A 12,285-nucleotide genomic window follows, 5' to 3' on the forward strand; every position below is an offset into this window, starting at 1 on the left:
TCATCGGGCCGAATCACGCCGCACCCCCTACGCTCGTCCGCTATGGCGAAGAACGTGAAACTGTCCCTCACCAACGGCCGCACCCTGGAGTACGACGAGGCCTCGGTCTCCGTCGAATCGGGGGGCTCGCTGAAGGTGGTTGAGGAAACCGGTTATGTCACCTACTACGCACCGGCCGAGTGGCGCACGTTGGGTCACACCTCCGGCGGCACCACCACGTATCTCTGATCCCCGGCAATCTCTGATCCCTGTCCCCCGCTGGCCACCTTCGATCACCCCAAGATGAGAAGGTGGAGCGGTGAGCTTCTCAGCGCTTCATGACCCCGAGCGGCGGGCGTTTGCCAGCGACAACTATTCGGGCGCGCATCCCGACGTCCTCGCCGCGGTCGTCGCCGCCAACGACGGCCACCTCCCGCCCTACGGCGACGACGTCTACACCGCCGCTCTGCGCGACGTGATCCGGGAGCACTTCGGTGAGGCGGCCGAGATCTATCCGGTGTTCAACGGGACCGGGGCCAACGTGGTGGGTTTGTCGGCGGTACTTCCCCGTGCGGGTGCCGCGGTGGCACCGATCGGCGCACACATCAATACCTCCGAAGGTGCCGCCCCCGAACAGATCTCCGGTATCAAGATTCTCGGCGTCCATACCGACGACGGGAAACTCGCACCCGCCGACATCGTGGCGTGGGCGCCCGATCGGGGCAACGAGCAGCGGGCCCAGCCGCACGCAGTGAGCATCAGTCAGACCACCGAGTTGGGGACGGTGTACGAGGTGGACGAGATCGCGGCGCTCTGTGCCACCGCACACGACCTCGGACTCGCCGTGCACGTCGACGGTTCCCGGTTGTGGAATGCATCGGCCGCCCTCGGACGACGTTTTCGCGAGTTCACCACCGAGGTGGGAGTCGACGTGGTGAGTGTCGGTGGCACCAAGAATGGCGCACTTGCTGCCGAGGCCGTGGTGGTGCTCAACCCGGAACGCGTGACGGGAGTGGGCTCTCTGCGAAAGTCCGCGACCCAGTTGTGCAGCAAGATGCGCTTCATCTCGGCGCAATTCCTGGCCCTGTTCGACGACGATCTCGGCCTGCGAAATGCGCTGCACGCCAACGCCATGGCTGCGCGGCTGCGGACCGCACTGGAGGATGCAGTGGTCTCCGGGCGTCTACCCGGGTTGACGTTCGCACAGCCCACCGACTCCAACGTCGTCTTCGCGCGGCTGCCCGTCGACATCGCAGACCGGATCCGCGAGCGCGTTCACTTCTACGACTGGAATCGCGAGGCCGGCGAGGTTCGCTGGATGACCGCCTGGGACACCAGCCCCGATGACGTCGACAGGTTTGTCGACGTCATCGCGCGGAGCTTCGGGAATCGCTGACCGATCACTCACTCACCAATCCTCGTCGGATGCCGGTCGGGTTATCAGTTCGATCGGCACGATGAAGGCGATACCGACGTCAAACGGTGCCACCCCCCACTCGCGTAGCGCGTCTACGGTGAGCGATGCTGCTTCCCACCTGGCTTCGGGCGACAGCGTCGCCACCAGTGTCGTCCGGTCCGGCTCGGAGGCTGCCTCACCCCACTTCCCACACGTCGGTGGCGGCGAGGCCGAGATCACCGAGTACGTCCAGGCGTTCGTTGTCGAAGTGCTCAGCAGCACAGCAGGCCCGTTGAAATGAGGATTCGGCCCGGGGCCGACGACGACCACCTCGCCACGCGTCTGGGCGCCCTCGGCTGCGCGGGCGATGAACTTCTCGACCTCATCCCATCCGCTCCCATCCCGCGAAGCGCCGGGCTTATCCTGCGTCGCTTCGGCTACCGGAACCAATGTGATGAACACGTGCGAGCCGAGGGTTGCGCCCCTGCGGTGAGAGAACGCGATCGTCTTGGCCACACAGAGAACCTTGCTGCCAGGATCGAAATCCGCGGATTCTCGATGGTGTGCGGGAGCGAACCGGTCTACGGACACGGCGCCCGAACAGAGCAATTCTTCGAGTTCGTCGGAATCCTCGAGGATGGGCATTTTCCACAGCGACGCCTCACCGTTACGCCAAAGGCGGACGTAGCCGTTGATGGTGGGCCCCACCGCGACACGTGCGGCGCGACGAAAATCGAAGTCCTCAGCTCGTGCGCGTTCTGAGCGTCTGGTCTTTCTCACACCGGTCATGAATCCCCCGTCTCAGGTCAGTGGACTCATCCTTGCCCGTCGCAGCCACGCATTGCGCGGACGCTCACCGATTGTGGATAGCTCGATCCGCCGGCACGCTGTTGTGCACAACCGGCCAGAGAAACCATCGTGCCGCGCAACCCCGTGCTCGAGGACTAACGGATAACTAGATTCCGTCGGATCGCGGATCATCGGATTGCGATTTCCGCGTTGCGTCGCGCCGATGATGGCGCAGGTCGCCGCGGTGATGGGCCGGCTCGGCCACCGCGCGCGTCCCCAGGTTTACTGCTCGGCGTCGGTGCCGTAGGTGACGAGGAGCGGCGCATGATCGGAACGGCGGTCTGCGCGCGACGATTCTTTGTCCACGACAACGCTTCTGGCCGCGCGCGCGAGTCCCGGTGTGGCCAGCTGGTAATCCACTCGCCAGCCGACGTCGTTGTCGAAGGACTGCCCCGCCCAACTCCACCAGGTCAGCGGGCCGGGGCGCTGCCCGTAGACGCTCCGCACTACGTCGACCAGTCGCCGCGTACCCAGGATCGAATCGAACCACTGCCGGTCCTCGGGCAAGAAGCCGTCCATGGTTCGGGCGGCACGCCAGTTGGTCACGTCGTGTTGAGTGTGCGCGATGTTGAGATCGCCGAGGAGCAGGAACTCCCGGCCGCTTCTGCGCGCAGCGAGCCTATTGCGATTCACCTCGTGGCCGAAAGCATCGAGGAACCGCCGCTTACGTGCGTATTTCATCCCGCCGTCGGGTGGTTCGCGCATCGATCCGGGCCGCTGGAGGTGGGCGGGGAGTCCACCCTTGGGAAGGTAGAGGCAGGCAACCGTCACGGGCCGATCGGCGAGATCGACCTCGATGTACCGGCCCTGGGCGGCGAACTCTGCGAGTCCGCGTGCGCGGGGCGGGTGGGTTGCCCACGCACGCACCGCGCACGCAGGCGATTTGGTCAGGATGGCGACGCCGTTCCGGCCGGCCACGGTGCCGACGTCAATAGCTGCCGAGTATCCGGGGAACTCCCCCACTTGCGCAGCAGTACAACGAAGTTCCTGAAGCGCGAGCACATCCGGCGATCGCGCGGACAGCCAGCCGTCGAATCCGCGACGACGCGCCGCCCGGATTCCGTTGACGTTGTAGGACGCCACAGTGAACGTATCGGCACCGCGGCTGCCCACGTCGGGCACGGTGCCTTCGACCTCGGTGACAGGTCTGATCGAGGGTGCAGCGCTCACCCGCTGTGGGTACCGACGTTGATGACCCGCCCGTCGGAGTCGCGATAGAAGAACCGGGTCACGCCCCATGGCTCGTCGGTGAGCGGATGGACGATCTCCACTCCGGCATTCGTCGCTCGCAAGAGCGCCTCGTGAACGTCGTCGACGAAAACAGAAACGTCGGGGTTGATCGGCGCGGATGCATCCTCGGTCATCACACTCAGTTGATGTCCGTAGTCGTCGCCGAGAGTGACGATCCACCCATGATCCATGAGTACGCGCATCCCGAGCACCTCGGTGTGTTCGGTCACCGACCGCCGGAGATCCGACACGGTCAGGTTGGGGACCACTCGATCGACATGCACGCGTCCAGTCTCTCATCGATACCTGACACGGCGGTGACGCCGGCCATGCTAAGCACCCGCACACGTCACTCGGTGGTGGGTTCGCTTCGTCTGCTCACTTGTACTTCGAGACGACGTCAGCGACGAGCTGCTGCCCCGTGACGCGTTGCCCCGACTCGTTGTACCACCGAGGGGCGCCGTATGCGGTGGTGTGTTGGCCATCGTAGAGATACCCGCGCAGCCATGCGGGCGCTTGAGCATAGGCCTGCCAGAAGCCGGCGTTCCACCAGTTCTCTTGAGCCTGAGCTGCTTCCTGACCGTCGAGTTGCGCGATCATATCGGCAAACCATGCCGACGCACCCTCCACACTGACGTTGAAGGCACGGACCTTGTCGGCGGCGATGCGCCACGGTGAGTCCCACGGCGCCGAGGTGATCGCGTCGACCGGGTTGGCGATCTCGTACACATCAACACCCGGGAGCCACGGTTTGTGCTGACCGTCGAGGCCGAACCCGAAGGAGGGCAAACCATACGAAACACCTGCCGCGCGAGCAGGATTGGCAATGTTTACCACCGCGAGAACCTCGCAGTCCGCATACTGCCCGTGAGCTTTGGCGTCCATGAAATCCGAGACCACCAGAGCGCCAAGACTATAGCCGCTTATCACCACCAGGTTCGGGGTGGCGCGGATCGCGGCAGCCAGATTGGCGACACCTTGTCGTCGCGACTCCGCCTCCGACACACCGGAGACGTCTCCGTACGGGTTGAAGCAAGCGATGGATGCCGGATACGCGAGGTCGACGTGTTCCACACTACCACCGAGTATTCCGGCCGCGATGTTGAGCATGTTGCCCGGATTGCCCGGATGTTCTCCTGTGCCGCATACGGTGATGTAGGTGATCATGACGCCTCCCCGCTGAGCAGGCCGAGTTGTGGGCCCGTGAGATCAGGGTAGAAATCGCAGGTGCGCCGATCAATCCGCTGAACACAGGACGGCACACGGTGGCCCGGTACCCGTGATCACGCTGCTCATAGCCCGGAACGACCTCGGGTCCGGTGATCACTCGAGCACGAACACCGGTATCAGACGGTCTGTCTTCGTCTGATACTCCGCGTACGGCGGGAACGCCGCGACGGCCAGCTCCCACCAGTGGGCGCGCTCGTCGCCCTCGACCTCACGTGCAGTGAGCTCGTACACCTTGTCGCCGTCCTGGGCGGTGACCTGCGGGTGCGCCTTCACGTTGTGGTACCAGGCGGGGTGCTCAGGCGCGCCCCCCTTGGACGCGACCATCGCGTACTTACCGTTCTCTTCAACCCGCATGAGCGGCGTGTACCGCTTCTTGCCCGACTTCGCGCCGGTGGTGGTGAACAACACGACCGGACGGTCGGCGACCTGCACACCGTCGGTGGTCCCCTGTTCGAGAATCTTCTTGGTCTGGTCGCGTACCCACTCGCTCGGGCTCAGTTCCGGTTGTTCACTCATAGCGCGCACAACGCGCAGCACGTACAAGTGATTCCCGGCGCCGCGCTTCGGTCACGAGTGGTAGGGATGGAAGAGAACCCACTGCGGAAGGACCCGTGACATGGCCATTGCCACCATCAACCCGGCGACCGGAGAGACCGTCCGGGAATTCGAGTCGCTCACCGACGCGGAGGTCGACGCGGCCCTCGACCGCGCGGTGCGCAGCTTCAGTGACTACCGCACCACCTCATACGAGCAGCGCGCCGCGTGGCTTCACGCGACTGCCGATCTCCTCGAGGCCGAGGCAGACGTCGTCGCCGCGATGATGACCGAGGAGATGGGCAAGACTCTCGCCTCAGCGAAGGCAGAGACACTGAAGTGCGCGAAGGGTTTTCGCTACTACGCCGACCATGGGGAGGCCATGCTCGCCGACGAGGCGGCCGACGCGGCGGCGGTGGGCGCGAGCCGTGCCTACATGCGTTACCAGCCGCTCGGTGTGGTGCTGGCGGTGATGCCGTGGAATTTCCCGCTCTGGCAGGCCGTCCGCTTCGCCGCGCCTGCGCTGATGGCAGGCAACGTCGGCATTCTCAAGCACGCTTCCAACGTGCCGCAGTCGGCTCTCTACCTTGAAGACGTCCTACGCCGTGCAGGCCTCCCGGACGGGTGCTTCCAAACGCTCCTGATCGGATCGAGCATGGTGGAGCCGATCCTGCGCGATCCCCGGGTCGCCGCGGCAACGCTGACCGGCAGCGAACCGGCAGGCAGGTCCGTCGCCGCGATCGCCGGTGACGAGGTCAAGCACACGGTCCTCGAACTCGGTGGCAGCGACCCCTACGTCGTCATGCCCAGCGCCGACATCGCGCAGGCGGCGAAGACCGCGGTGACCGCCCGCGTACAGAACAACGGCCAATCCTGCATCGCGGCAAAACGATTCATCATCCACACCGATGTCTACGACGAGTTCGTCGATGCCTTCACCGACGGTTTCCGCTCCCTGGTCGTCGGAGATCCGACCGACGACGCCACCGACGTCGGGCCGCTGGCAACCGAGCAGGGCCGCACCGACCTCGAAGAGCTCGTCGACGATGCCGTCGGCAAGGGTGCGAAGGTCCTGATCGGTGGTGCCCGCGTGAATCGGGCGGGCTGGTTCTACGAGCCGACGATCCTCGCCGACATCACCGACGAGATGGACATCTACTCCGCCGAGGCCTTCGGCCCGGTTGCTGCGCTGTATCGCGTCGACAACATCGACGATGCGATCGCGATCGCCAACGACACCACGTTCGGTCTCGGCGGAAACGCCTGGACCGCCGATCCGGCCGAACAGGAGCAATTCATCGACCGGATCGAATCGGGTCAGGTGTTCATCAACGGCATGACCACCTCGTACCCCGAACTCGGCTTCGGCGGGATCAAGCGGTCCGGTTACGGACGAGAACTGACCTCACATGGCATCCACGAGTTCTGCAACATCAAGACCGTGTGGATCGCCTGAGCAGCGGTTGGTTCGTCTCACCGCGGCAAGGCCACGCGGTACCGACGTGCGAGGAGATCGTAGGCTTGACGTGTGGTTGATCTCGCATATGTCATCGCAGGTTCGGAAGCCACCGGCGGTGCCGGTCTGCAAGTCGATCTGAAGACCTTTCAGGAACTCGGTGTCTACGGAGTCGGCACGATCACGTGCATCGTCTCCTTCGATCCGAAAGCCGGCTGGGCACACCGATTCGTACCCATCGACCCCCAGGTGATCGCCGATCAGATCGAGGCCGCGACCAGTGCTCACGATCTTGACGTGGTAAAGGTCGGAATGCTCGGCACCCCGGCAACGATCGACGTGGTCGCCGACGCGTTGGCGGGACAGACCTGGCGGCACGTGCTGGTCGACCCGGTGCTCATCTGCAAGGGTCAGGAACCCGGTGCCGCGCTCGACACCGACACCGCCCTGCGGGAGAAGATCATCCCATTGGCGACGGTGGTGACCCCGAACCTGTTCGAGGCTCAGGTGCTGTCGGGCATGGACGAGATCAGCAGCGTCGACCAGCTGGCCGAGGCGGCCAAACGCATCGCCGACCTGGGGCCGCGCTACGTGATCGCCAAGGGCGGAGTCGAGTTGCCGGGCGACGATGCGGTCGACGTGCTCTACGACGGTGACGAGGTGACGGTGTTCGCCGCGCCCAAGGTCGGGTCCGAACGCGTATCGGGCGCCGGCTGCACACTTGCCGCCGCCATCACGGCCGAACTCGCCAAGGGCTCCGACGTGCGCGACGCGGTCGCCTTCGCCAAGGAGTTCACCACCGCCGGCATCAACGGACGCGTGAGCGCTCACACCCCGTTCGACACGGTGTGGCAGGGCGCCTACGTCGATCAGCTCGCGGAGCCGCAACCGGAGTAGGGGCGCGGTGGGGTCGGCGTCGTCACGCTGAGACGTCAGTCCTGCGTGACCCGCCCGCCGTCGACATGCCAGCGCGTGTCGACCCGCACCTTCTCCAACATCCGGCGGTCGTGGGTGACGAGCAGCAGTGCACCGTCGAACGAGTCGAGCGCCGATTCGAGTTGTTCGATCGCGGGCAGGTCGAGGTGGTTGGTGGGTTCGTCGAGCACGAGAACGTTGACCCCCCGCGCCTGCAGCAATGCCAAGGCCGCGCGGGTGCGTTCACCCGGCGACAGGTCGCCGACGGCACGATCGACGTGATCGGCCCGGAGTCCGAACTTGGCCAGCAGCGTGCGCACCTGCTCGGTGGAGAAGTCCGGGACGAGCTCCTCGAACCGCTCGGCGAGCGGGCGCGGACCGGTGAATTGTCCGCGCGCCTGATCGATCTCGCCGATCGCCACACTCGCGCCGAGACTCGCCGTCCCCTCGTCGGGTTCGACGGCGCCGGTGAGCAGACGCAGAAGCGTCGACTTTCCCGCGCCGTTGGGTCCGGTGATCCCGATCCGTTCACCCGCGTTGACCTGAAGCGACACCGGACCCAGAACGAAATCTCCCTGCCGCACAACAGCATTGGAGAGCGTCGCAACCACCGAACTCGACCGCGGCGCGGAACCGATGGTGAATTCCAGCACCCACTCCTTGCGAGGTTCGGCGACCTCCTCTAGCCGGGCGATGCGACTTTCCATCTGGCGCACCTTCTGCGCCTGTTTCTCGCTGGACTCGCCGGCCGCCCGTCGGCGGATCTTGTCGTTGTCGGGTGCCTTGCGGATGGCGTTGCGCACACCCTGACTCGACCACTCTCGTTGGGTCCGCGCCCGGGCCACCAGGTCGGCCTTCTTCTCGGCGAACTCCTCGTATTCCTCGCGTCGATGTCGCCGTGCAACCTCACGCTCCTCCAGGAAACTCTCGTAGCCCCCGTTGTAGACGGTGTTGGTGTGCTGTGCCAGGTCGAGTTCGACCACCCGAGTCACGCAGCGCGCCATGAACTCCCGGTCGTGGCTGACGAGTACCACGCCGCCACGCATCCCGCTGACCACCTCCTCGAGCCGCGATAGGCCATCGAGATCGAGATCGTTCGTGGGCTCGTCGAGCAGAACCACGTCGAAACGCGAACACAACAACGCCGCCAACCCCACTCGGGCCGCCTGGCCGCCGGACAGCCCGGTCATGAGGGCGTCTTCGGGTGCGATGGTGCCGGTCCGCAGGCCGAGGTCGGCGAGTACTGCGGGCAGCCGCTCGTCGAGATCGGCGGCGCCGGTGGCCAGCCAGTGATCCAGTGCCGCGGAGTACACCTCCGCCGGATCCTGCGCGCCGGCGTCCAACTCGTCGTTCGCCAGCGTGGCGGCTGCGGCGTCCATCGCTTGCGTGGCCGCAGCGCATCCGGTGCGTCGCGCGACATACTGCGCCACCGTCTCCCCTGGCACCCGGTCGTGTTCTTGAGGCAGCCATCCCACGAAGGCGTCGGCCGGCGCACGGGTGACCGAACCCTCCAGCGGAGCGAGGTCACCGGCCAGCACAGCGAGCAGGGTGGACTTTCCCGCGCCGTTCGCGCCCACGACCCCCACCACGTCGCCGGGCGCGACCGTCAGGTCGAGGTGATCGAACAGGACACGATGGGCATAGCCACCGGCGATGTCCTTGGCGACGAGCGACGCGGTCATGCCCACATCGTCGCATCCGGGCCCGGAGGAATCGATCACCGGCCGCACTGCCACACTCTGCGGCTGGTTGCGTCAGACCTGTCTTATGCCGGGCTCGTGAGCTGAATCAGGTTGCCGCAGGTGTCGTCCAGAACGGGAAGGACGCAGCCGGGATACCGTCGGCAGCGAGCGCGGCCGTATAGGCCATGGCTGCCGGGTGCTGATTGGGCTCCAACAGCAGCTCCGGGCCATCGGGTGCATCCGGACCCACCACGGTCAACCACCGGAACTCACCCATGCGCCAACGTTCGGTGATCTCACGTAGCGGCCCGGTGTGCAGGGAGAGCACAACCGTTCAGTTCCAGAGACCAGACGGGGACCAACAAAGCAAGCACGAGACACGACGAGGCCCCGGCGAGAAATATGCTCTCGCCAGGGCCTTTACGTCGGGCTGACAGGATTTGAACCTGCGACCACTTGACCCCCAGTCAAGTGCGCTACCAAACTGCGCCACAGCCCGTTGCCCTCGAGAGGGCCTCGACAAGATTAGCCGAACGCCTACCGCAGAGGCCAATCGCCTGCTCGGTGTGTCCGGCGCCGGCTCACTTCGGCGCGGCCTGCTTGTTTTTGAACCACATCCATCCGCCCGTGACCAGCAGCGCCCCGACCAGCGAGCCGATGATGCCACTCGGCCGGAATGCCAGACCGTCGCCGCTGAGCAGGCTGATCAGCAGGCCACCGATGAACGAACCGACCACACCGGCCACGATCGCGAGTACCCAGTCGGTGTTGAACATGCCCTTACCGAGAATGAGTTGGGCCACCCAGCCGATGGCCATTCCGAACACGATGAGAGCGAGGATCAGCATTGCGCAAGTATAAGTGGGTGCCGCTCAGCGCTTACGGCGGTCCCGCTTGTCCCGGACCCGCACGTTGATGCGCACCGGTGACCCGTCGAAGTTGAACTGCTCACGCAACCGTCGCTCCAGGAAACGTCGGTAACCGGCCTCCAAGAATCCTGTGGTGAACAGCACGAAGGTCGGCGGCCGCACGGCGGCCTGCGTCGCGAACAGCACCCGCGGCTGCCGACCTCCCCGCAGCGGCGGCGGGTTGGCCGCGATCACGTCCTTGAGCCAGTTGTTGAGCGGACCGGTGGAGATGCGTTTGTCCCATGAGTCCAATGCGCCCTCAAGGGCGGGCACCAGCTTCTGCACCGACCGTCCGGTCATCGCCGAGATGTTGACCCGACGCGCCCACGGCACCCGCGCGAGCTCGCGGTCGATCTCCTTGTCGAGCTGGTAGCGGCGGTCCTCGTCGACCAGATCCCACTTGTTGAAGGCGATCACCAGCGCGCGGCCGGTGTCGATGATCAGCGAGAGCACCCGCAGGTCCTGCTCGGTGATCGGCTGCGACGCGTCGATCAGCAGGATGGCCACCTCGGCGGCTTCCAGTGCCGACCGCGTACGCAGCGACGCGTAGTACTCGTGTCCGCTGGCCGTGTGCACCTTGCGCCGCAAGCCCGCGGTGTCGATGAACAGCCACGGCCTGCCGTCGAGCTCCACCACCTCGTCCACCGGGTCGACGGTGGTGCCGGCGACATTGTCGACCACCGACCGTTCCGATCCGGCCAGCTTGTTGAGCAGCGAACTCTTGCCCACGTTGGGCTTGCCCACCAACGCCACGCGTCGCGGGCCGCCGAGGGTGGCCGTGTCCTCACGCGGGGTCTCCGGAAGCGTCGAGAGAATCACGTCGAGCAGGTCACCCGAGCCGCGACCGTGCGCCGCCGACACCATGTGCGGTTCGCCGAGTCCGAGCGACCACAGCGACGCGGCCTCGGCCTCCATCCGTTCACTGTCGACCTTGTTGGCCACCAGGATCACCGGCGTCTTGGAGCGGCGCAGCACCCGGGCCACGGCTTCGTCGGTAGCGGTCGCCCCCACCGTCGCGTCCACCACCAGGACGATGGCGTCGGCGGTGCGCATGGCGAGTTCGGCCTGAGCGGCGATGGCCTGCGCCATCCCCTTGGCGTCGGGTTCCCATCCGCCGGTGTCCACCACGGTGAACCGGCGGCCCACCCACGACGCCGTGTACGACACACGATCGCGAGTGACACCCGGGATGTCCTCGACCACCGCTTCGCGGCGCCCGAGGATACGGTTCACCAACGTCGACTTTCCGACGTTGGGCCGCCCGACGATGGCCACCACCGGCATGCGCTCGGCGCCACCCTCATCGTCGGCGAGGTCGAAATCTCCTACTTGCCAATCGGATTCGTCCGACCAGGTGCCGTCGCCGGGCTGCGCGGCCAGCTCGCCCGACGAGAAGTCGCTGTCACTGTCGCTCACGCGGTCTCTCCGGTTCGTGCGTGGACCAGTCCGACGAGTTCGTCGAGCACCTGGTCGAGGGTCAGGTCGCTGGTGTCCACGATCGTGGCGTCCGCGGCGGGACGCAGCGGGGACACCGTGCGAGTGGAATCGAGGTGGTCGCGCCTGTTGACGCTCTCGAGGACGGCCTCCAAGACACTGTCGCGTCCGGCCGCCCGGTTCTGCAGGTGCCGACGCTGGGCACGCGCCTCGGGGCTGGCGGTGAGGAAGATCTTCACCTGCGCGTCGGGGAACACCACGGTCCCGATGTCGCGTCCCTCCACCACCACAAAGTCGTTCTCGGCGTGACGGCGTTGCAGGGCAACCATTTTCGTGCGTACTTCGGGCACCGCGGACACCGCCGACACCGCCGCGGTCACCTCGTCACCACGGATCGGCCCGGACACGTCGACCCCGTCGAGATACACGCGAGAGCCGCCGTCGTCTGCCGGCCGCAGCTCGATGTCGGCGCCGGACACCACCGCGGCGACCCCCGCCACATCGCCGGGGTCCACTCCGGCGTCGAGCACCGCGAGCGTCGCCGCCCGGTACATCGCACCGGTGTCGAGGTAGTGCGCACCCACCCGGTCGGCGAGACGCTTGGAGACCGTCGACTTCCCGGTTCCCGCAGGCCCGTCGATCGCGATCACCCGCCCACATCCGCCGGTCACG

Annotated in this window: 13 protein-coding genes, 1 tRNA gene and 1 pseudogene; 4 read left to right on the top strand and 11 right to left on the bottom strand. The window is 66.0% G+C overall.

Annotated elements, in window-relative coordinates:
- Positions 1-42 precede the first annotated feature (42 nt).
- Together ACWDTD_RS14975 and ACWDTD_RS14980 are read left to right on the top strand one after the other, a co-directional pair.
- The gene (locus ACWDTD_RS14975) at positions 43-228 is read left to right on the top strand and encodes a hypothetical protein (RefSeq protein ID WP_449747912.1); all 186 of its coding nucleotides are present in this window, start codon (positions 43-45) and stop codon (positions 226-228) included.
- 70 nt (positions 229-298) lie between these two features.
- Positions 299-1,375 carry a threonine aldolase family protein gene (locus ACWDTD_RS14980; RefSeq protein WP_449747913.1) on the top strand — a complete coding sequence of 359 codons (1,077 nt, stop codon included), beginning with the start codon at positions 299-301 and terminating at the stop codon, positions 1,373-1,375.
- A 12-nt stretch (positions 1,376-1,387) separates the two neighbouring features.
- Here ACWDTD_RS14980 and ACWDTD_RS14985 read toward each other — a convergent pair whose 3' ends face one another.
- From ACWDTD_RS14985 to ACWDTD_RS15005, 5 genes are all read right to left on the bottom strand, one after another.
- Complete coding sequence (locus tag ACWDTD_RS14985; protein WP_449747914.1) at positions 1,388-2,083, bottom strand: hypothetical protein; 696 nt, start codon at positions 2,081-2,083, stop codon at positions 1,388-1,390.
- 363 nt (positions 2,084-2,446) lie between these two features.
- Positions 2,447-3,337: an exodeoxyribonuclease III gene (locus ACWDTD_RS14990; protein WP_449747942.1), complete on the bottom strand. Its 891-nt coding sequence runs from the start codon at positions 3,335-3,337 to the stop codon at positions 2,447-2,449.
- A 53-nt stretch (positions 3,338-3,390) separates the two neighbouring features.
- On the bottom strand, positions 3,391-3,738 hold the full coding sequence (locus ACWDTD_RS14995; RefSeq protein ID WP_449747915.1) for a VOC family protein: 348 nt from the start codon (positions 3,736-3,738) through the stop codon (positions 3,391-3,393).
- Between the two features lie 94 nt (positions 3,739-3,832).
- A complete protein-coding gene (locus ACWDTD_RS15000) occupies positions 3,833-4,621 on the bottom strand; it encodes a PE-PPE domain-containing protein (protein ID WP_449747916.1) in 789 nt (262 codons plus the stop codon).
- A gap of 156 nt (positions 4,622-4,777) precedes the next feature.
- Entirely contained in the window at positions 4,778-5,200 is a 423-nt protein-coding gene (locus ACWDTD_RS15005; RefSeq protein WP_449747917.1) for a nitroreductase family deazaflavin-dependent oxidoreductase, read from the bottom strand.
- Positions 5,201-5,300: 100 nt separating this feature from the next.
- Here ACWDTD_RS15005 and ACWDTD_RS15010 point away from each other — a divergent pair, with 100 nt between their 5' ends.
- Both ACWDTD_RS15010 and thiD read left to right on the top strand, forming a co-directional pair.
- Entirely contained in the window at positions 5,301-6,674 is a 1,374-nt protein-coding gene (locus ACWDTD_RS15010; protein WP_449747918.1) for an NADP-dependent succinic semialdehyde dehydrogenase, read from the top strand.
- Positions 6,675-6,746: 72 nt separating this feature from the next.
- Positions 6,747-7,571, top strand: a complete 825-nt coding sequence (thiD, locus tag ACWDTD_RS15015; protein WP_449747919.1) for a bifunctional hydroxymethylpyrimidine kinase/phosphomethylpyrimidine kinase — start codon at positions 6,747-6,749, stop codon at positions 7,569-7,571.
- A 35-nt stretch (positions 7,572-7,606) separates the two neighbouring features.
- On the opposite strand, the gene ACWDTD_RS15020 is transcribed toward thiD, so the two are convergent.
- From ACWDTD_RS15020 to cmk, 6 genes and pseudogenes are all read right to left on the bottom strand, one after another.
- A complete protein-coding gene (locus tag ACWDTD_RS15020) occupies positions 7,607-9,271 on the bottom strand; it encodes an ABC-F family ATP-binding cassette domain-containing protein (protein ID WP_449747920.1) in 1,665 nt (554 codons plus the stop codon).
- A 136-nt stretch (positions 9,272-9,407) separates the two neighbouring features.
- Positions 9,408-9,545, bottom strand: a pseudogene (locus ACWDTD_RS15025) (VOC family protein); the annotation flags it as partial.
- A gap of 151 nt (positions 9,546-9,696) precedes the next feature.
- Positions 9,697-9,770: transfer RNA gene (locus ACWDTD_RS15030), tRNA-Pro, on the bottom strand.
- 82 nt (positions 9,771-9,852) lie between these two features.
- Positions 9,853-10,119, bottom strand: coding sequence for a GlsB/YeaQ/YmgE family stress response membrane protein (locus tag ACWDTD_RS15035; protein WP_449747921.1), 267 nt, complete (start codon positions 10,117-10,119; stop codon positions 9,853-9,855).
- A 24-nt stretch (positions 10,120-10,143) separates the two neighbouring features.
- Positions 10,144-11,595, bottom strand: coding sequence for a ribosome biogenesis GTPase Der (der, locus tag ACWDTD_RS15040; protein WP_449747922.1), 1,452 nt, complete (start codon positions 11,593-11,595; stop codon positions 10,144-10,146).
- On the bottom strand, positions 11,592-12,284 hold the full coding sequence (gene cmk, locus ACWDTD_RS15045; protein WP_449747943.1) for a (d)CMP kinase: 693 nt from the start codon (positions 12,282-12,284) through the stop codon (positions 11,592-11,594). Before cmk ends, der begins: the two co-directional genes overlap by 4 nt.
- Position 12,285 lies beyond the last annotated feature (1 nt).

This window comes from Gordonia sp. NPDC003425, from assembly GCF_053588635.1.